The following is a 22,273-nucleotide window of genomic DNA, read 5'->3' as shown; positions in this document are numbered from 1 at the left end:
ATTGTTTCATAAGTAACCTTTATACTTCCCACTCCTCAACCATATACCAAGTACAATTATAGTACGATCCAAAAGCAAGGAGGAAACTCTATGGCTGAAGATGACATAAAAATTGTGATGTTCTGTTGTAACTGGTGTTCCTACGGTGGAGCCGACACTGCGGGAACAGCAAGGATGCAGTACCCTACAAACATTAGGGTTATCCGTGTGATGTGCTCCGGAAGGATAGAACCACAGTTCGTTCTCAAGGCATTCAGGGAAGGCGCTGACGGTGTCCTTGTAACCGGATGCCACCATGGTGACTGCCACTACGACGCAGGAAACTACAAGCTTGACAGGAGAATGAGGCTGATCTACAAACTGGCAGATGAGCTTGGAATTGGCAGGGAAAGAATCCACCACGACTGGATATCAGCATCAGAGGGTGAAAAATTCGCCGAAACAGTTAAGATGATGGTTAACAGGATAAAGGACCTTGGCCCATCACCAATCAAAAAACAGCTAGCTGAAGCATAAGGAGGATTTCGAATGGCTGAAAAGATAAAAATAGGAACAATGTGGCTTGGAGGATGCTCCGGCTGCCACCTGTCCATTGCAGACTTCCATGAAAAGCTTCTCGACGTTATGGAACACGCGGACTTTGAATTCAGCCCTGTTTTAATGGACACAAAGTACGATGAAATCCCTGAACTCGATGTCGTCATCATCGAGGGCGGAATCGTCAACGATGAAAACAGGGAATTTGCCGAGGAACTCAGGGAAAAGGCCAAGTTCGTCATAAGTTACGGTACATGCGCAGTTTACGGAGGCATACCCGGTCTCAGGAACCTCTGGGACAAGGATGAAGTTATTGAGGAGGCCTACATAAACTCAATCACAACACCCAACGAGGAGGGCGTGATCCCATCTGAAGATGTGCCCCACCTTGAGGGAAGGGTCAAACCCCTGGGTGAAGTCATAGATGTTGACTTTGAAGTTCCAGGATGCCCACCAAGGTCAGATGTTGCCGCGGAAGCGGTAATGGCACTTCTAACAGGTGAAGAAATAGAACTTCCAGAAACAAACCTCTGCGAAGTCTGTCCAAGGGAAAAACCACCAGAAGGCCTTGCAATGGACTTCATAAAGAGACAGTTCGAGGTTGGAAAACCAGAAGACGATCTCTGTCTCATACCACAGGGACTCATATGCATGGGCCCTGCAACAGTGTCCATCTGCGGTGCCGAATGCCCAAGCATAGCCATACCCTGCCGTGGCTGTTACGGTCCAACAGCACGTGTCGAGGACCAGGGCGCCAAGATGATAAGTGCTATTGCCTCTGACTACAAGGTCGAAGAGGACAAAACCGTCGACCCTGAGGAAGTGGCTGAACAGCTGGACGACATTGTTGGAACATTCTACACCTTCACACTTCCAGCAGCACTCATACCAATGAAAATAAAGAAGGAGGGTAAATAGATGGTTAAACTCACAATGGAACCTGTGACCCGTATAGAAGGTCACGCCAAGATTACCGTACACCTTGATGATGAAGGTAATGTTGAAGACACAAGGCTCCATGTAATGGAGTTCCGCGGGTTCGAAAAGTTCCTCCAGGGAAGACCAATAGAGGAAGCACCAAGGATAGTTCCAAGGATCTGCGGTATCTGTGACGTGCAGCACCACCTGGCAGCAGCCAAGGCTGTTGACGCATGCTTCGGTTTTGAACCAGAGGATGTCCTTCCTGCAGCCTACAAGATGAGGGAGATCATGAACTGGGGTTCATACATGCACTCCCATGGTCTGCACTTCTACTTCCTGGCAGCCCCTGACTTCATAGCAGGTAAGGACAGAAAGACAAGGAACGTCTTCCAGATTATAAAGGATGCCCCTGATATCGCTCTTCAGGCCATAGAACTACGTAAAAACGCCCTTGAACTGGTAAGGGCCACCGGTGGAAGACCTATCCACCCAACATCATCAACACCTGGCGGTATCTCAACAGAACTTGACGATGAAACACAGAAGGACCTCCTCAAGAAGGCCCAGAGAAACGTTGAACTGGCAGAGGCAACCCTTGAACTGGCAGTTCCAATCTTCGAGGAAAACATTGACCTCGTGAACTCACTTGGTAACATCGAGACCTACCACACAGGTCTTGTAAAGGATGGTGTCTGGGACGTTTATGATGGTGTGGTGAGGATAAAGGACAAGGAAGGAAACATGTTCAGGGAATTCAAACCTGCAGACTACGCTGACACAATCGCTGAACATGTTAAGCCCTACTCATGGCTCAAGTTCCCATACATAAAGGACCTGGGATACCCGGACGGCGTATACCGTGTCTCACCCCTCTCAAGGCTCAACGTTGCAGACAAGATGCCTGATGCAGCTCCAAAGGCACAGGAACATTTCAAGGAATTCCGGGAAAACTTCGGATATGCACAGCAGACACTACTCTACCACTGGGCAAGGCTCATAGAACTCCTTGCATGTGCTGAATGTGCAGCCGATGCACTTGAAGGAGACCTATCAGGAGAGAAGTTCCCTGATTCACTTGAAAGGCAGGCTGGAGACGGTGTGGGTATAGTTGAGGCGCCAAGGGGAACACTCACACACCACTACACCTGCGATGAAAACGGCCTCATCACCAGGGCAAACATAGTGGTTGCAACAATCCAGAACAACCCTGCCATGGAGATGGGTATCCAGAAGGTTGCCCAGGACTACATCAAACCTGGCGTTGAAGTGGATGATAAGATATTCAACCTCATGGAGATGGTTATAAGGGCATACGACCCATGTCTCTCCTGCGCAACACACACCATTGACAGTCAGATGAGACTTGCCACCTTGGAAGTATACGACAGTGAAGGCGACCTTGTAAAAAGGATCTAATTTCACCAGAAAGGTGGTAAAATGATAGTTGTCAATAAAGAGGACTGCATAAGGTGTGGTGCCTGCCAGGGGACCTGCCCAACCGCAGCCATTGAGGTAACACCTGAGGATGTCATATACTGTGACATCTGCGGCGGTGAACCAAAGTGTGTTGACATATGCCCCACAGGCGCCCTCAAACTTGAGGACCTGGTGGTTGACGAGGCAGGTAACACACAGGGCAGGATAGTCTTCAACCCTGATAAGTGTAACGAGTGCGGGGACTGCGTGGAGGTCTGCCCTCCACAGATCCTCAAACTCGACGAGGGAAAGGCCAAGAAGGTCCCACTTCAGGGATTCTGTGTCATGTGCCAGAAGTGCGTTGACATATGCCCTGTGGGGGTTATAGGTGTTGAGGGCATTAAGGAACCAGCAAAGGTTGAACTGGAAATTGAGGGACCAGTATTCATAGCCGACTGTGTGGGCTGTGGAATGTGTGTCCCTGAGTGTCCAGTGGACGCCATAACCCTTGATAAGGTCGGCGGTGTCATAGAGATTGATGAGGACACCTGTATAAAGTGTGGTGTCTGCGCACAGACCTGTCCATGGAATGCCGTCTATATATCAGGCAGGAAGCCAGAGAAGAGGGCCAAGGAGATCAAGAAGTTCGAGCTGGATGCAGATACATGTATAGGATGTAACACATGTGTCGAGGCATGTCCCGGTGACTTCATAGTTCCAAGGGCATCCAGCCTCACTGTTGAACTGCCAGCCATCTGTACGGCATGCGGTCTATGTGAACAGCTCTGTCCTGTTGACGCCATAGACCTTGAAGTGGAACTGGGCCCTGCTAAACCTGCAAGTGAAGAGGGCCTTGTCTGGGATGAGGAGAAATGTGACTTCATAGGCGCATGCGCCAACATATGCCCCAACGACGCCATAAGGGTGGTTACTAAGGAGGGCATGAAGGTCCCGGACAATGAAAAGGTTGATGAGGAACCATCCTTTGCCATGTGTACCCGCTGCGGTGCATGTACAATGGCCTGTCCTAAGGGCGCACTTAGCCTTGTTGATATGGACAAGGTCGTTGATGGTGAGGTTGTCAAGAGGAAGAGGGTGCAGTACAACCCTGCCCTCTGTGACCAGTGCGGTGACTGTATTGAAGCATGCCCCTACGACATGCTGAAACTCACCGATGAGAAGGTTCCACTTAAAGGGTTCTGCATACTCTGTGACCAGTGCATACCCGCCTGTCCTAAGGGTGCACTGTCACTCAAATAACCCCCTCCTCTTTTTTTGTTTTCACATGCAGGTTTTCCCTTTTCACAGACCCTGTTATTATTTTAGATAATATTTTTATGAAAAATGATTTTTCATATTTAAAATTTTTCTTTTTTTCCTTTTGAAAACATTTATATTATCCTTTTTTCTTATTCAATAGAGTCATAGATGTCAAAAAACTGAAGCATAAGCGGTTATATCCAGATTAATACTGGATAATAACGACATGTGCAGTATGGCTTGTTCTATAATGAGCTGTGCTCTGGAGGTTGGAGGATGAACTTCGGTATAACCTGAAGGTCCATTTCGAGACATTGGTGATGGATAGCTCCTGAATGAGGTGACCATTCCCATGGATTATCGCTGAAAATCCCATAACCCCATCAATTTTATTAATAAAATAATAAATTTTATTAATAAATAAATAAAACAAGAGGTGTGAATACCATGCCAATGTATGAAGACAGAATAGATCTCTACGGGGCAGATGGTAAGCTCCTGGAGGAAGACGTTCCTCTTGAAGCAGTAAGCCCCCTTAAAAACCCGACAATAGCAAACCTGGTAAGCGACGTGAAAAGGTCAGTTGCAGTGAACCTGGCAGGGATAGAGGGAAGCCTCAAGAAGGCAGCCCTCGGCGGAAAGTCCAACTTCATCCCTGGAAGGGAAGTTGAACTGCCAATAGTTGAAAACGCAGAGGCAATAGCTGAAAAGGTTAAAAAACTTGTTCAGACCTCTGAAGACGACGACACAAACATCCGCCTCATAAACAACGGCCAGCAGATCCTCGTACAGGTCCCAACAACAAGGATGGGTGTGGCTGCAGACTACACCGTCTCAGCCCTGGTCACAGGAGCTGCAGTTGTACAGGCAATAATAGACGAATTCGACGTGGACATGTTCGATGCAAACGCAGTCAAAACCGCTGTCATGGGAAGATACCCACAGACAGTTGACTTCACAGGAGCCAACCTCTCAACACTCCTGGGACCACCAGTACTCCTGGAGGGTCTCGGATACGGTCTAAGGAACATAATGGCAAACCACGTCGTGGCCATCACAAGGAAGAACACACTCAACGCATCAGCACTATCATCCATACTCGAACAGACAGCAATGTTCGAAACAGGTGACGCAGTCGGAGCATTCGAAAGGATGCACCTCCTTGGACTTGCATACCAGGGACTCAACGCAAACAACCTCCTATTTGACCTTGTTAAGGAGAACGGTAAGGGAACAGTGGGTACAGTCATAGCATCCCTCGTTGAAAGGGCCATAGAGGACAAGGTCATCAAAGTGGCCAGTGAAATGAAATCAGGCTACAAGATGTACGAACCAGCCGACTGGGCTCTATGGAACGCATACGCAGCAACAGGTCTCCTTGCAGCAACAATAGTCAATGTTGGAGCAGCAAGGGCAGCCCAGGGTGTTGCATCAACAGTACTCTACTACAACGACATACTCGAATACGAGACAGGACTTCCAGGTGTGGACTTCGGAAGGGCAATGGGTACCGCAGTAGGATTCTCATTCTTCAGCCACTCCATCTATGGTGGAGGTGGACCAGGTATATTCCACGGAAACCACGTCGTTACAAGGCACAGTAAAGGATTTGCTCTACCATGTGTGGCCGCAGCAATGTGCCTTGACGCAGGGACACAGATGTTCTCAGTGGAGAAGACATCAGGACTCATAGGATCTGTTTACAGCGAAATAGACTACTTCAGAGAACCAATAGTTAACGTTGCAAAAGGTGCTGCAGAGATAAAGGACCAGTTATAGGTTAAAATGGGGAGTCATGATGCCAGAAACAGGATTCATCGATGTTAAGATCTTCCCCCAGCGGCTGCTGAAACCAGAGACCGTTGAGACTCTTCTTAACAGAATCTATGAACTTGAGGGCATAGTAAGGGTGCTGGTCCATGGACCATCCATACCTGACAGGGTATACTATGGCCCCGCAAGGGGAACAGAGGTTAACCACAGCGACCGGCGGAAGATAAAAGTCCGCGGAGAGGAGGTTGAACTCCGGGTGAAGGTCGGAGAGATCATTGTGGGCATACTCCCGGAGGCCCTGGAGGAGAAGATGGAAACAATCGAGGAAATCCTGGATGAAGTGCTCCCCTGCTCCTATAAGGTATTCATAGGTGCCTTCACAAAGAAGGACATAACCATCTCCGATTACCTTAAATACGGACTTAAATTTGAGGAAAAGATCGATCCAAGGGTAATCGGCATGGTGGATCCCAGTTCAAGGATGAAGGACACCGTTATTAACATAAAATGATTGTGAGGTTATGAAATGTCTTACAAAGCCCAGTACACTCCTGGAGAAACCCAGATAGCTGAAAACAGAAGAAAACACATGGACCCTGATTACGAATTCCGTAAATTAAGGGAAGTATCAGATGAGGACCTGGTCAAGGTCCTGGGGCACAGGAACCCTGGTGAGAGCTACAAATCCGTGCACCCACCACTCGATGAGATGGACTTCGAAGAGGATATAGTAAGGGACATGGTTGAACCCATACAGGGTGCAAAGGAAGGTGTCAGGGTAAGGTACATCCAGTTCGCAGACTCCATGTACAACGCCCCGGCCCAGCCCTACGACAGGGCAAGGACCTACATGTGGAGATACCGTGGTGTCGACACAGGTACACTATCAGGAAGACAGGTCATCGAGATGAGGGAACTCGACCTTGAGGGTGTATCCAAGGAACTCGTGGAAACAGAACTCTTCGACCCTGCAACAACAGGTATAAGGGGTGCAACAGTCCACGGACACTCCCTCCGACTCGATGAAAATGGTCTCATGTTCGACGCCCTCCAGAGGTACGTCTTCGATGAAGAGAAGGGGCACGTGGTATACGTTAAGGACCAGGTCGGAAGGCCCCTCGATGAACCTGTGGACATGGGTCAGCCCCTCGGCGAAGATGAACTCAAGAAGATCACCACAATCTACAGGAAGGACAACATCGCCATGAGGGATGATAAAGAGGCAATTGAAGTTGTTGAAAACATACACACCGGCCGTACCATGGGCGGTTTCGGTATGGACGTATTCAAGGATGACCTAAGAAAAAGGCTAGGTGATGATTAATGGATGAAAAGAAACTATTCCTTACAGCTTTAAAGAAGAAGTTTGAGGGGGAAGACCCCGACGAAAAATACACAAACTTCTACTGCTTCGGCGGATGGGAACAGTCCGCACGTAAAAAGGAATTCACAGAGTACGCCAAGAAGGCAGCTGAGAAGAGGGGAGGAATACCATTCTACAACCCTGACATCGGTGTGCCCCTGGGTCAGAGGAAACTCATGGCCTACCGCGTATCAGGCACAGACGCCTACGTTGAGGGTGACGACCTCCACTTCGTCAACAACGCAGCCATCCAGCAGATGGTGGACGACATAAAGAGGACAGTCATCGTGGGTATGGACACAGCACACGCTGTCCTTGAGAAGAGGCTCGGTGTTGAGGTGACCCCTGAGACAATAAACGAGTACATGGAGGCAATCAACCACGCCCTCCCCGGCGGTGCCGTCGTACAGGAGCACATGGTTGAGGTACACCCTGGACTCGTTGAGGACTGTTACGCCAAGATCTTCACAGGTGACGACAACCTGGCAGATGAACTGGACAAGAGGATACTCATAGACATAAACAAGGAGTTCCCTGAGGAACAGGCCGAACAGCTCAAGAGCTACATCGGCAACAGGACATACCAGGTCAACAGGGTTCCAACAATAGTCGTGAGGACCTGTGACGGTGGTACAGTATCACGATGGTCTGCAATGCAGATCGGTATGAGCTTCATATCAGCATACAAGCTCTGTGCGGGTGAAGCAGCAATCGCTGACTTCTCATACGCTGCAAAACACGCCGACGTTATAGAGATGGGTACAATAATGCCTGCAAGGAGGGCAAGGGGACCAAACGAGCCCGGTGGAGTTGCCTTCGGAACATTCGCAGACATAGTCCAGGCTTCAAGGGTTTCAGATGACCCTGCGAAGATATCACTTGAGGTCATCGCAGGTGCAGCAGCACTCTACGACCAGGTCTGGCTCGGCTCATACATGTCAGGTGGTGTGGGTTTCACCCAGTACGCAACAGCATCCTACACCGACGACATCCTCGACGACTTCGTATACTACGGTATGGAGTACGTTGATGACAAGTACGGAATCTGCGGAACAAAACCTACAATGGATGTTGTGCGCGACATATCCACAGAGGTCACACTGTACTCACTTGAACAGTATGAGGAATACCCCACCCTCCTGGAGGACCACTTCGGAGGATCACAGAGGGCAGCTGTTGCAGCTGCAGCAGCAGGATGTTCCACAGCCTTCGCAACAGGAAACTCAAATGCAGGTATCAACGGATGGTACCTCAGCCAGATACTCCACAAGGAGGCCCACAGCAGGCTTGGATTCTACGGATACGACCTGCAGGACCAGTGCGGTGCATCCAACTCCCTCTCAATCAGGAGCGACGAGGGTCTCATACACGAACTCCGCGGACCTAACTATCCAAACTACGCCATGAACGTGGGTCACCAGCCAGAGTACGCCGGTATAGCCCAGGCACCACACGCTGCAAGGGGAGACGCCTTCTGCACAAACCCACTCATAAAGGTTGCATTTGCAGATAAGGACCTTTCCTTTGACTTCACATCACCAAGGAAGTCAATTGCAGCAGGTGCCCTCAGGGAGTTCATGCCAGAGGGAGAAAGGGACCTCATCATACCAGCTGGAAAATAATTCCAGCAGAAAATTTTTCTTTTTTCAAAAAAGGAATAAAATTAGATTCCCGTTATTGTTTTTCAGTTCCAATACACTAATCTGTTTCAATATAGATTCTGTGTTTGTCAAGGTCTATCCTTGTTATTTTTCCCTGGAACTCCTTTACAGAGTCCAGTATGTCAGTTGCCCTGATCCCATCTTCAAGGACCTCAATGAATATAACGTCCTCCATGAGGAGGTCTCCACCTTCTGAGTAGAGGCTTGATTCACACATATGCTTTCACCACACTTCATATTGAGTTGGAGAGTATATTATTTATACAATATAAATTTTTTCATTATTAATCATGTTCTTTTTCATGGATTACAGTAACCATCTCTCCAGCCGCCATGGAACCCTGAACTCTTAAGGTCTTAATAAAGCTCCTGGGCCCCACCACAGCATGGCTGGACTACTTAACGCAATATTTATCTATTGGGACCCACAAAGACATATTACAATACACGTTTGGGAGGGAATCAATGGATAAAAGCACAAGGATACTGACTAACATTATACTTTTGTCGGTTTTCTTCTCCCTTATAGGGGCAAATGTAGCGTATGATAATTCTTCAGAAGTAACTAGGATTTATGGAACAGTTTTTGACTGTAAAGGTAATGGCACCATTTCAGGAGCCAATGTAACAGCATATAATTCTAACTTTTCAGCATCCAATCTAACAGATGCAGATGGTAATTATGTTCTTCATGTGCCTGAAGATCTGAATTTAAGCGTGGTTGTAAAGTTCCCGGGACACCTTGAATCTTTTAAATCCATAAAAACCGGTAAAGATACAATTAACATGAATTTTACCCTTGGCCAGCCAGCTGTGACCATAACAGCGCCCTTAGAGGCATTCATAAATGAGAACTTTCAGGTAAGCCTTACCTTTGATAACAATGCCACAACACCCGGATTTGGACCGATAGTTGAGCTCATATTACCCCCCGAGATAAGCTTCGTCAATGCAAATTACATGGGCTTCCCTGTGAATGTGGTTGATGCAGGAATATTCCCCTCCTCAGGAGAACTTTTAAACCCCCTCACAAGAAACACCACCACAGGAAACCCAGGCTATCGCCTGATAATCATCGAGTACCCCTTCGGAAGCTTTGCCCCTGACCAGCCACCAGCAACCATAACAGCAAACATGAAAATGGCGCTGAATGCAAGCCTCGGCACCCCATTAAATATAACGGCGAGACCCATATTCAGGTTCGGCAATAACCCCCTCGACGACCCATCAACTGATCCCCCTGTATACGGTGAGACTCAGCAGGCGAGCATAAAACCCACCGTCCTTAAAGTGAATAAAAGGGCCATACTTCATGAGGATGAGACAGCCACCGGTCCTAATTATCCCTTTGACTTTGTAATAGATGTTGATGTGGCAGATGGCGCCACACTGCAGAACCTGACAATAACAGATTACCTGCCGGCTAATCTGCAGTTCATGGCGCTGATCGATAATGCGGGTGGTCAGAACATCAACCTGCCATCCACTGCAATACCCGGAGGAAACATTACAATAGCTTTCACTTCAGTAACCGGTGCACTGGGCACTGATAGAACAATAAAGTACCGGGTATATGCTCCAGAATTCGATAATAACACATTAAGTGTCCTTGATCCCAATACGGGCTCTCATGTGAACGCCACCAATAATGTACAGGGAAAAGGATCCTATAACGGTACGGATGTATCATCAGCATCTAATTATACGGTTTACCTCAAATCACTTGCAATACAGAAATCAGTAACCGACCTAAACGGGGGTTATATACGTCCATCAGATATTCTCCAGTACATTATTAACTTCCAGTTATCAGATTACTTCCAGATAAAGGACATAATAATAAACGATACCGTTGGAGACGGACAGTCCTTCCTCGAAGGCTTCACACCGATACTTGTCATAACAGAAGCAGGTAACACCCTGAACATACCATTTGACCCGGAGAATTATCATGTGTATCACGATAATGCCACAGGAAAGTGGATAATAGTATTCAGGGTTTCAGATCAGCTGGTAAACTCTGGATTGTCCGGTAACCTTACAGGCGGACTATATACCAACAGGAGCAGTAACCGGGGCGCCACAACAGGTTCAATAACATTCAGGACGGTAATTGACATAGCATATGAGGACCCCTCAAATTATCCGCCAGGCCATCCTAACCTCAAATCAGGGGATTCCACATCCAACAGTGTGGATGTTGAGGCCAAACTAACCCACAATGATCACAGGGTGGCTGATGGCAGCGGGGCAGGTGTCACCATAAACCTGCCAACAATCCGTAAGGAAATCTACGCAATAAATGGTGACATGGGTATAACTCCGCCATATCCTGTAAGGCCAGGGGATAATGTAACATTTTCACTAAGGGTAAGTGTACCAACAACAAACCTCTGTAACTTCACAGTATCTGATTTCCTCCCGGTACCCTTCTTCAGGGCTGATCAGGTAACTACAAGTATATCTCAGGGAGACACCCCGCCCGGTGCAGGGGAATGGAGAATAGCATCCGATGATACCTTATCAGCTTACCTCGGCAGATTACCTGATATAGAAGTAGACACATCAAACAACATGATCCGATTTAAATACGGGTCATTTAACAGTACGGACCAGACTGAACGGATAGTCCATATCCTGTTCACCGTAACAGCTACAGACGAACCCTTTGCAGATGAGTTATACTTAACAAATCAGATGTATGTTGTTTATTATAACAGCCCCTGCGAATCATTTTCAGATACCGCGATACAGCAGATTTTAACCCAGGAGCCAGAACTCACACTCGATAAGAGGGTCAACGGCACCACTGGGTCAGGAACCATAGATCCAAAGGGGGATCTTACAGGTGCAGATGCAGGGGACATCATAACATATAATATAATAATAGAGAACACAGGGCACTGGAACGCATATAACGTAACGGTGAGGGACAACCTGCCCCCCAAATTAACTTATCCAGTACTTATTAGTGTAATGGACGCTGATGGAAACCCTGTGGCCTATACCGGCGACCTTTTCACGACAGGAATAGTAATAGGCATGATTCCTGGCGGGGATAACGCTCCAGGCGGTAATGACACAATAATAATAAAATATACGGCGAGGATCTCTGCCGATGCAAATCCAAGGGAGGCCCTTATCAACACGGCCAGAATCACATACTACGCGTCGACACCTGGAGGCCCAAATTTTGTTTCTGACCAGTCACTATATGAGGATAATGCGACCGTAATCATAGCGTCCCCAGAGGTAAGGAAGGATCTGATTTCAAGCACTGAACCCGGGACATCTGGCAGCAACCTCACCATCGGTGAGCAGGGGACCTTCGAGGTCACCATAAAACTTCCTGAGGGTGAGATCAGTAACCTTACGGTAACTGAAATATTACCCCCTGGTCTGAGATATGATGGGTACCAGGTAGACACAGCTGGATTCAATGGTACCTTACCCCCCTTAGCTGTGACCATAAATGGTAATAACATAACCTTCCTGTTCAATGGCACAACAACAGTATTCACAGATAACAATAACAGTACAGATTCATTCAGGATCAATATTAATTTAACAGTTGAAAACAGTTCTTTAAATCCGCACATCCCAAAAATATCAAGAACAAATAATGTAAAACTTGACTGGTATGGAAATTCTGGTTCCCCTCTAACCAGCACTTATGATTTCAGTATACTGCAGCCACTGCTCAACATCACAAAGACAGTAACACCAAATCCTGCAAGGGGAAGACAGACAGTTACTGTACGTTTCAATGTTACCAATAATGGTCTATCACCAGCATATAACATAACAGTTAGTGATGTTCTTAACTCAACTGTATTCAACCTGTCAACAGTAAATGCGGTTACAACACCAGCAGGTTTCACATACAGCTACAGTAACGGTACAGTTGAATACAGAGGCGGCACAATAAATGCCAATCAAACGGTTATCTTCGAATTCAGTGTAGTGCTAAATGATAATATCCGATCAAATTCAACATTCCCCAACATCGTAAATTTAACATATGATTCATTAGACCCATCAACAACACCAGATGCAGATAAAAGGGTCTATAATACATATGCCACAACAACATTAAGAACAGTTGCACCAGCCATATCAAAGACTGTTAATGCAACATCAGAACCTGACTCCACAGGGAACAACGTGATCATAGGGGAAGTCGTAACCTACAGGATTGATATAACAATCCCCGCAGGTGTAACAGCTGATGTGACAGTAAGGGACCCCATAGATGCAAGGTACATTGAATACATAACAGGAAGATCACTCATAAGCAGAAGCAGTGGAAACATAACTTCAGATGTATTCACATTCACCCAGGCAGGACTGGGAAACTTTGAGAGCATAACAGAAACCGGGACAAACCCGCTGCTTTTCTACCTTGGAAATATCACAAACAACAATCCAACAGGTTCAAATGAGACAATAAGGCTCTTAATACAGGTTGTAGTTAAAAATAACGGCAACAACACTGCAGGAAGAACTATATCAAATACGGCCTACCTTGATTACAGGAACGATGCCGGAACTAATCTAAACACATCATCAACAGCCCCGGGTCTTACAGTGAGACTACCCTCCCTCTACGTTAACAAGACAAGCAACCAGACAGTAGTAGATGGTGGCGGATCAGTAAAATTCACCCTCACAATAGGTAACACCGCAGGGTCAAACGTAGCTCCACTTTATGATTTAAATGTCACAGACCTTCTGGATCCATGGTTCACGAACATAAGGGACATCACAGTAACAAAGAGTAACCCCTCAATAAACGTGACCTACAACCTGACAGGTAACAATTTAACGGCCTACATTGACCGTCTTCTCCAGGGGCAGAGTGTCAACATAACATTAACGGCAGACCTGCGGGAAGACACCATATTCGGTTCAAACATACCTAACACCCTGGAGGTCAGGGCTACAAGTCTCCCTGGACCCCAAGGAACCAATGACACCACTCCAGGATATCCAGGAACCGTAACCGGTGAAAGAACAGGGGAAGGTGGAATAAACAACCTAAGGGCGACATCAACCATAACAATAAACTCAACACCCCCTTCCATAAACAAATTATTCCTTGATAACTCGAGCCTTAAGGAAAGCCCAATAGGAAACACCCTGACACATAAGATGGTAATATGGATCCCCAAAGGTAGAACAGGGAACCTTACAGTCATGGATATGATACCTACTGGTTTAGAGGCATCAAACTTCACCTACCTCATTGATCCATCCGTCCAGGCACAGTACCCCGACCCCACACCTGTCAGAGCAGGAAACACCTGGACAATAAACTTCGGAGAAGTTAACGCAACAGTAGCCGGGACCATCACCATATATTATAATATAACGGTACTGAACATCACACAGAACATAAATAATGTAATACTTGTAAACAATGCAACCGTGACATACTACAATGGTACAGAGACCATAACAAGTCCATCCTCATCATCATCCGTAAAAATAGTGGAGCCAAAACTGGACATCCAGAAAACCGGAACCGCCAACCTTAACCTGGGGGAAACATGCACATGGATCATCAGGATAGGACACAATGCAACAAGCACATCAAATGCCTATGATATTACAGTTGAGGATATTATACCCTCTGGAATGAGTTATGCTGAAACAGTGTCAATTCCACCCGGATGGAGTCTGGTAATACAGCCAGATAGGGTAATATACAGGGGCTCTGCAATCAACCTTGGAGATAACGCCACCATAATCTTCACGACCATTGTCGCTAATGACACATCCCTCGCAGGAAGAAACCTCACAAACAGAGTAAATATTAGCTACACATCACTTCCCGGTGAAATAGCCGGGGAAAGGATCTACACCGGAACAGCAGTTGCCAACACCCACATACTTGGAACAGACCTCGAAATCAGAAAGAATGCAACCAGACAATCACCAAATTATGGTGAAACCATAACATACACTGTCCTGGTGAGGAATAATGGTCCTGACAGTGCAGTGAACGTCGTGGTGGAGGATAAACTACCCGCAGGAGTTGAATATCTGAGCCACACAACCTCAAGGGGAATATATGACCAGAATGCAGGGTTATGGAGTATAGGAAGCCTTAACCCATACGAGATGGTCACTCTGAACATAACGGTCCGCATCAACGCAACAGGGACCATAATAAATTATGCAAATGTTACAAGCAACACAGCAGACACGAACACCACAAACAACAATAACTCATTCGCACTGGAAATACCAAAGGCATCTGACCTGGCAGTTATAAAAACAGTTGACAGGTCAAGCCCCTACAATGGTGAAACCATAACATACACTGTCCTGGTGAGGAATAATGGTCCTGACAGTGCAGTGAACGTCGTGGTGGAGGACAGGCTACCTCATGGTCTTCTATTACAGTCCGTCACAGCCTCAAGGGGAACCTATAATTCGACAAGTGGTGTCTGGAGTGTTGGTGCTCTCAGCTACCTGGAAAATGCAACGCTGACAATAGTGGCAAGGGTTGTCTCAGATGGACTGATAACAAACGCTGCAAATGCAACATCAGAAAACTATGACCCTGCCCTGGAAAATAATAACGCGACAATTTATATAAACTCAATACCATCAGCTGACCTGAGGGTATTAAAGACGGTTAACAACTCAACACCCCTCTTTGGGGATTCAGTAACCTTCACGATAACAGTTGAGAACCTGGGACCAAGCAATGCGACAGGCGTAACCGTATCTGATGCACTTTCCCCAGGTCTTATTTACATTACCCATAACGCATCAAGGGGAACCTATAATTCGACAAGTGGTGTCTGGAGTGTTGGTGCTCTCAGCTACCTGGAAAATGCAACGCTGACAATAGTGGCAAGGGTTAATCAGACAGGAACCCTTTTCAACCTTGCAAATGTAAACGGAATGCAACACGACCCACAACCAGATAATAACAATGCAATAATAACTCTGAATTCACTCCCATCAACCGACCTTGCCATTACAAAGGTTGCCGATAAAAACAGGCTATACAATGGGGAATACCTCAACTTTACAATAACAGTGATAAATAATGGTCCGAACACGGCCACCTCTGTAAAAGTCTTTGATATAATACCCGCAGGTTTCTCCATTATATCCACTACATCCACCCAGGGGACATACAACGAATCAAATGGAACATGGTATATAGGTGCACTGGGAGTGGGTGAAAGCGCAACCCTAAGAATCTCAGTTAAGGCAATAAATGCAGGTTCATTTATAAATACGGCTGATGTATCAGGTGCTGAAACAGATACCGACATGTCAAATAACAGGGACAGTGCATCCATCTTAGTGGATCCTGCGGCGGATCTTGGAATTGTGAAGGTGGTTAATCAGACAACTGTCGACTACTTGGATACTGTCAAGTTCACCTTAACCGTAAGGAATCTTGGGCCTGACAATGCAACAGGAGTTAATGTGACGGATCAGCTGCCAAGTGGCCTGGAACTTTTAGGTTACTCTGCTTCGCAGGGAACATACGATAATGGGGTCTGGAGCGTCGGAGACCTTGCAAGTGGTGCCATAGCAACCCTTGACATCATAGCAAGGGTCACTGGAAGCAATGTCACCATAGTGAATGTGGCGAATGTTACAGGGGGTCAATACGACCAGGACAGCGCAAATAACGTGGCTAATGTGACAATAAATGTTCCAGCTGCAGCAGATCTTGCCATAAACAAGACAGTTAATCAGACAACTGTCGACTACTTGGATACTGTCAAGTTCACCTTAACCGTAAGGAATCTTGGGCCTGACAATGCAACAGGAGTTAATGTGACGGATCAGCTGCCAAGTGGCCTGGAACTTTTAGGTTACTCTGCTTCGCAGGGAACATACGATAATGGGGTCTGGAGCGTCGGAGACCTTGCAAGTGGTGCCATAGCAACCCTTGACATCATAGCAAGGGTCACTGGAAGCAATGTCACCATAGTGAATGTGGCGAATGTTACAGGGGGTCAATACGACCAGGACAGCGCAAATAACGTGGCTAATGTGACAATAAATGTTCCAGCTGCAGCAGATCTTGCCATAAACAAGACAGTTAATCAGACAACTGTCGACTACTTGGATACTGTCAAGTTCACCTTAACCGTAAGGAATCTTGGGCCTGACAATGCAACAGGAGTTAATGTGACGGATCAGCTGCCAAGTGGCCTGGAACTTTTAGGTTACTCTGCTTCGCAGGGAACATACGATAATGGGGTCTGGAGCGTCGGAGACCTTGCAAGTGGTGCCATAGCAACCCTTGACATCATAGCAAGGGTCACTGGAAGCAATGTCACCATAGTGAATGTGGCGAATGTTACAGGGGGTCAATACGACCAGGACAGCGCAAATAACGTGGCTAATGTGACAATAAATGTTCCAGCTGCAGCAGATCTTGCCATAAACAAGACAGTTAATCAGACAACTGTCGACTACTTGGATACTGTCAAGTTCACCTTAACCGTAAGGAATCTTGGGCCTGACAATGCAACAGGAGTTAATGTGACGGATCAGCTGCCAAGTGGCCTGGAACTTTTAGGTTACTCTGCTTCGCAGGGAACATACGATAATGGGGTCTGGAGCGTCGGAGACCTTGCAAGTGGTGCCATAGCAACCCTTGACATCATAGCAAGGGTCACTGGAAGCAATGTCACCATAGTGAATGTGGCGAATGTTACAGGGGGTCAATACGACCAGGACAGCGCAAATAACGTGGCTAATGTGACAATAAATGTTCCAGCTGCAGCAGATCTTGCCATAAACAAGACAGTTAATCAGACAACTGTCGACTACTTGGATACTGTCAAGTTCACCTTAACCGTAAGGAATCTTGGGCCTGACAATGCAACAGGAGTTAATGTGACGGATCAGCTGCCAAGTGGCCTGGAACTTTTAGGTTACTCTGCTTCGCAGGGAACATACGATAATGGGGTCTGGAGCGTCGGAGACCTTGCAAGTGGTGCCATAGCAACCCTTGACATCATAGCAAGGGTCACTGGAAGCAATGTCACCATAGTGAATGTGGCGAATGTTACAGGGGGTCAATACGACCAGGACAGCGCAAATAACGTGGCTAATGTGACAATAAATGTTCCAGCTGCAGCAGATCTTGCCATAAACAAGACAGTTAATCAGACAACTGTCGACTACTTGGATACTGTCAAGTTCACCTTAACCGTAAGGAATCTTGGGCCTGACAATGCAACAGGAGTTAATGTGACGGATCAGCTGCCAAGTGGCCTGGAACTTTTAGGTTACTCTGCTTCGCAGGGAACATACGATAATGGGGTCTGGAGCGTCGGAGACCTTGCAAGTGGTGCCATAGCAACCCTTGACATCATAGCAAGGGTCACTGGAAGCAATGTCACCATAGTGAATGTGGCGAATGTTTCAAGCAGTACGCATGATCAGGATTCCTCTAACAATGTGGCTAATGTGACTTTGAAAGTTAATCCACGGGCCGAGCTTAACATAACTAAGAAGGCTTATAGGAGGGCCGTGCGTGTTGGACAGAACGTTAAATTCACATTAACAGTGATAAACAGTGGCCCTGACACTGCACTCAACACGACAGTCGTTGACAGGCTACCCGATTCAATGAGGTATGTTTCATCCAGTGCTACGGTTGGTTCATACAACCCGGTAACCGGCGTCTGGATGATAGGTGACCTGCCAGCGGGTTCAACAGCGGTCCTTGAAATAGTGGCCCAGATGATAAGGCGCGGCACATTCATCAACGTGGCAACGGTGAGCTCAGGCTCATCAAGCACAGGTAACAACACAACAGAGGTCGAAATTGAGGTCACAGAACCCTCACCGGGTCCAGGACCTTCACCAGGCAAGGTGCCGATGAAACCAACAGGAGCACCACTGGCTTTGCTGGTGTTGGGAATACTCCTTGTTGCAGCAGGATACTTTAAAAGAAATGGATAGGGGGTTTATACCCCATTCAAATTTTTTTAAGTTCAAATTTTTCCTTTTCAGTCTTTGACAGAACCTTTTCCATGTTCTGAGGGGACATACCTTCCATTACCCTCAAACACTTCCCCATCTCTCATGACAACCCTGCCCCTGACGATGGTCATGACTGGTGTGCCTGTGTAACTGAAACCCTCAAAGGGGGTGTAGTGGGCTTTACTGTAGAACTCATCTGACATGATCCTGCCAGTTCCTTTAAGATCAACTATGGTAAAATCGGCATCCATGCCCTCACTTATCCTCCCCTTGGACCTCAACCCGAAGATTCTTGCAGGCTCCTCTGCAAGCATCCTTCGTATGGTGGAAAGGGACATCCTCCCCTCGGAGACGAGGGTGAGCAACAGTTTAAGTACAACCTCAAGGTTGGGGATCCCTGGCGGCGCGTCCCAGACACCCTTCCTCTTTTCCTCGATACCGTGGGGGGCATGATCGGTTCCGATGGCATTGATCCTATCAAGGAATTCAGGATAAACCCGGCTCTCAGGCGGCCTCAGGGGCGGATTTGTTTTCACCATTGTCCCAAATCTTCTAAAGGCCCCTGAATCAAGCAGAAGGTGGTGTGGTGTGACCTCACATGTCACGTACTCCCTGAAGGGTTCAACAAGCTGAAGGGCCTTCACTGTGCTCAGATGACAGATGTGCACAGGGTGTTCATGGTGAATGGATAATGCCAGAACCTCGGCCACAGAGACCTCCTCTGCAATTGGAGGTCTTGCAAGGGCATAGGCGGAGGGATCACTCCTATCCTTTAACTCCTTCATGGATTCCATGATCACATCCCTGTTCTCGCAGTGCACGGTGACCGGCACCGGGGATGATAGATTCTTAAGCTCTCTGAAGAGCCCGTCAACTGCACTGATCCCTGTGAGGTCCATGAATACCTTGAAGGAGGCCGGCATGAACTTGAGGATATCTTTTACGTCTGAAACACTTCTGAAACCGGCGTGTAGCCCAAAATCAACAGCACTCTTCCTTTCACCAATCCTTATCTTCCTCTGGAATTCAGCAGCATTATCTGTCGGGGGAACCGTGTTTGGCATTTCAAGGACTGTGGCAAAGCCTCCATGGGCAGCCGCCATTGAACCAGTCCTGAAGTCCTCCTTGTACTTCAGTCCAGGGTCCCTGAAATGCACGTGGGAGTCGATGAGTCCTGGGAGCACGAAGTAGCCCTTCAGGTCAATCCTCTCTGAAGCATCAATCCTTCCACGGGATATCTGCACTATCTTCCCATCATCCACCCCTATATTCACGGTGAGGTCCCTGTTAACCCTGCAGTTCTCAAGTGAAAGATCAAACATTCCGACACCATCCATTCATCTAGAAGTAACCTTATTTATCTCCCAGCAAGATTAATATTATGCCATCGGAATCCTTTCTGAGGAACATCATGGAAAGGGACATTCAGATAATTAAGAACGACGCGGAGGCACTGCCTGAGTACGGTGACCACGCTACTGAACCTGAAATCATAGCAGACTTTACAGAGTACTCCCCCTTCCACATGGGACACAGGCACTGCATGATGGAGGCAAAGAGGAGGGTGCCTGGAGGAATCTTCGTTGCAGTGATACCCGGCCCCCTTGAACGTAACGGGAGGGGTTTGCCCTACATAATGACCAGGGAGGCGAGGGCAGCAATAGCCATACGTGCAGGTGCAGACATAGCCGTAGAAGGTCCACCCATGGGTGTTATGGGGTCAGGACAGTACTCACTGTGCCTTGCAGGGATGTTCAGGGCCCTGGACGCCGACTGGATACCCAGGGGCTACCGGCCCACACCAGGATTTGATGAGGTGTTAAGGAGGATAAATGGGGGGCACAGGGTTGTCCCGAGGCCCCACAGGATCGTGGACCTTGAGACAGGAGAAACAGTCATGGAGGGTCCCCTCGAGGAGGACAACTATGTCATCACATCACTCTCAAGGGCCATGGGTAAGACTGGTTTTGACTTCAGGGGGAAGTTCATATTCGTGGAGAGGATAGGTGGTGTGAGCGGTACCGAGATACGGAGGGCGGTCTCTGATGGGGACCTTCAGAGGGTATCGGGCATGTTACCCGAGGAGACCCTTGAAGTCCTCAGGGAAGAGATTGAAGCTGGAAGGGCACCCCTCCATGAGATGCGCCTTGAGGATGAGATAATCAGAAACGCCAGTGAAACCGGCCTGGACGAACTAATGGACCTTAACCTCATCGATGAGGTCACAGCATCCGCCATCATCAGGGGAAGACCCTACACGACACTCAGGGAGGTTGAGGAGGCAATACCATCATCCTTCAGCAGACACCACAGGCAGCGCATACTCTCTGTCCTTGAGGCAAAGATTCATAAGGGACCGGTCCATAAATATATAGAAAATTATCCATCAGTAATTCGAATTCTTGGATTTAAGGATAAACAGATCCTGAAAGAATTTAAAGATAGAATACCACATAGGAGGCTAGAGATATGGCAGTGAATAAAGGAGACTTTATAAAAATAGAGTTCACAGGTAAGGTCAAGGAGACCGGTGAGGTCTTTGACACAACATACGAGGAGGTTGCCAGGGAAGCAGGGCTCGGCATAAAGAAGATATTCGGCCCCATACCCGTTGTTGTTGGCGGCGGACACCTCATAAAGGGACTCGATGAGGCTGTAATCGGAATGGAGGAAGGCGAGGAGAAACACGTTGAGATTGAACCCGAGGATGCCTTCGGTAACAGGGACCCCAAACTTGTCCAGCTCATACCAATGGGCGAGTTCAAAAGGCAGGGCATAAAGCCATACCCTGGAATGACACTCACAGTTGAGGGACATGAGGGCAGGGTCCTCAACGTTTCAGGCGGCCGTGTGAGGGTCGACTTCAACCATGAACTGGCAGGGAAAACCCTTGAATACGATTTAAAGGTTAAGGAGATAATCACCGATGATGCTGAAAAGGTGAAGAGCATGATCCAGCTCCACTACCCCTCCCAGAACATGGACATAGACAAGACAGAGGTTAAAATAGAGGACGGGAAGGTTATAATACATATGGATGAGATGACCCGCTTCGATAACAGGTCCTACATGGACGTGACCCTTGCAAGGTTCAGGATAGCCCGTGACATCTGGGAGAACATCGAGGGTGTTGAGAAGGTCGAATTCGCAGATGTCTTCGAAAAGAGGGACATGGAACCCGAGGAAGAGGAAGATGTTGAGGATGCGGGGGAGGAGTAATTCCCTCATACCTCTAAAAATCTGTTTTTGACCTACTCAGAGTCACCAACTTTATTATATTTCCACAAACATAACTCAATACATGGATCCAGAAGGAGATGCACTTAGGATAGCACTCTACTATGCCCTCTTCAGCATAATCTGGATT

13 protein-coding genes are annotated in these 22,273 nt (G+C 47.4%); 11 read left to right on the top strand and 2 right to left on the bottom strand.

All coding sequences use genetic code 11. The features are described from left to right. Positions 1–90 precede the first annotated feature (90 nt). The 8 genes from MTCT_RS05230 (at position 91) to mcrA (ending at position 8,892) form a co-directional block, all read left to right on the top strand. Complete coding sequence (locus MTCT_RS05230; protein ID WP_010876760.1) at positions 91–516, top strand: hydrogenase iron-sulfur subunit; 426 nt, start codon at positions 91–93, stop codon at positions 514–516. A 12-nt stretch (positions 517–528) separates the two neighbouring features. Next, the gene (mvhG, locus tag MTCT_RS05225) at positions 529–1,455 is read left to right on the top strand and encodes a F420-non-reducing hydrogenase subunit MvhG (RefSeq protein ID WP_048175708.1); all 927 of its coding nucleotides are present in this window, start codon (positions 529–531) and stop codon (positions 1,453–1,455) included. After that, positions 1,456–2,874, top strand: a complete 1,419-nt coding sequence (mvhA, locus tag MTCT_RS05220) for a F420-non-reducing hydrogenase subunit MvhA (protein WP_048175707.1) — start codon at positions 1,456–1,458, stop codon at positions 2,872–2,874. 21 nt (positions 2,875–2,895) lie between these two features. Further along, complete coding sequence (gene mvhB, locus MTCT_RS05215) at positions 2,896–4,134, top strand: polyferredoxin protein MvhB (RefSeq protein WP_048175706.1); 1,239 nt, start codon at positions 2,896–2,898, stop codon at positions 4,132–4,134. A gap of 447 nt (positions 4,135–4,581) precedes the next feature. Further along, positions 4,582–5,913 carry a coenzyme-B sulfoethylthiotransferase subunit beta gene (mcrB, locus tag MTCT_RS05210; protein ID WP_048175705.1) on the top strand — a complete coding sequence of 444 codons (1,332 nt, stop codon included), beginning with the start codon at positions 4,582–4,584 and terminating at the stop codon, positions 5,911–5,913. Between the two features lie 19 nt (positions 5,914–5,932). Next, on the top strand, positions 5,933–6,418 hold the full coding sequence (gene mcrD, locus MTCT_RS05205) for a methyl-coenzyme M reductase operon protein D (protein WP_369798257.1): 486 nt from the start codon (positions 5,933–5,935) through the stop codon (positions 6,416–6,418). A 15-nt stretch (positions 6,419–6,433) separates the two neighbouring features. Further along, the gene (gene mcrG, locus MTCT_RS05200) at positions 6,434–7,231 is read left to right on the top strand and encodes a coenzyme-B sulfoethylthiotransferase subunit gamma (RefSeq protein ID WP_010876754.1); all 798 of its coding nucleotides are present in this window, start codon (positions 6,434–6,436) and stop codon (positions 7,229–7,231) included. Next, complete coding sequence (gene mcrA / locus MTCT_RS05195) at positions 7,231–8,892, top strand: coenzyme-B sulfoethylthiotransferase subunit alpha (RefSeq protein WP_048175703.1); 1,662 nt, start codon at positions 7,231–7,233, stop codon at positions 8,890–8,892. The genes mcrG and mcrA overlap by 1 nt, the downstream gene beginning before the upstream one ends. Positions 8,893–8,968: 76 nt before the next feature. On the opposite strand, the gene MTCT_RS05190 is transcribed toward mcrA, so the two are convergent. Then, a complete protein-coding gene (locus MTCT_RS05190; protein ID WP_048175702.1) occupies positions 8,969–9,148 on the bottom strand; it encodes a CooT family nickel-binding protein in 180 nt (59 codons plus the stop codon). Positions 9,149–9,717: 569 nt separating this feature from the next. Here MTCT_RS05190 and MTCT_RS05185 point away from each other — a divergent pair. Next, positions 9,718–18,885, top strand: a complete 9,168-nt coding sequence (locus tag MTCT_RS05185; RefSeq protein ID WP_158498096.1) for a DUF11 domain-containing protein — start codon at positions 9,718–9,720, stop codon at positions 18,883–18,885. Positions 18,886–18,932: 47 nt separating this feature from the next. On the opposite strand, the gene pyrC is transcribed toward MTCT_RS05185, so the two are convergent. Then, positions 18,933–20,228, bottom strand: coding sequence for a dihydroorotase (pyrC, locus tag MTCT_RS05180; protein WP_048176640.1), 1,296 nt, complete (start codon positions 20,226–20,228; stop codon positions 18,933–18,935). A 59-nt stretch (positions 20,229–20,287) separates the two neighbouring features. Between pyrC and MTCT_RS05175 the strand changes: the two genes are divergently transcribed. Both MTCT_RS05175 and MTCT_RS05170 read left to right on the top strand, forming a co-directional pair. Continuing rightward, positions 20,288–21,385, top strand: coding sequence for a nucleotidyltransferase family protein (locus MTCT_RS05175; protein ID WP_048175700.1), 1,098 nt, complete (start codon positions 20,288–20,290; stop codon positions 21,383–21,385). Next, positions 21,376–22,125 (top strand): peptidylprolyl isomerase, encoded by a 750-nt coding sequence (locus MTCT_RS05170; RefSeq protein WP_048175699.1) that lies wholly within the window; start codon positions 21,376–21,378, stop codon positions 22,123–22,125. Before MTCT_RS05175 ends, MTCT_RS05170 begins: the two co-directional genes overlap by 10 nt. Positions 22,126–22,273 lie beyond the last annotated feature (148 nt).

It is taken from the genome of Methanothermobacter sp. CaT2 (genome assembly GCF_000828575.1).
Lineage (GTDB): Archaea > Methanobacteriota > Methanobacteria > Methanobacteriales > Methanothermobacteraceae > Methanothermobacter.
This window is presented reverse-complemented; position numbering and strand designations above follow the sequence as displayed.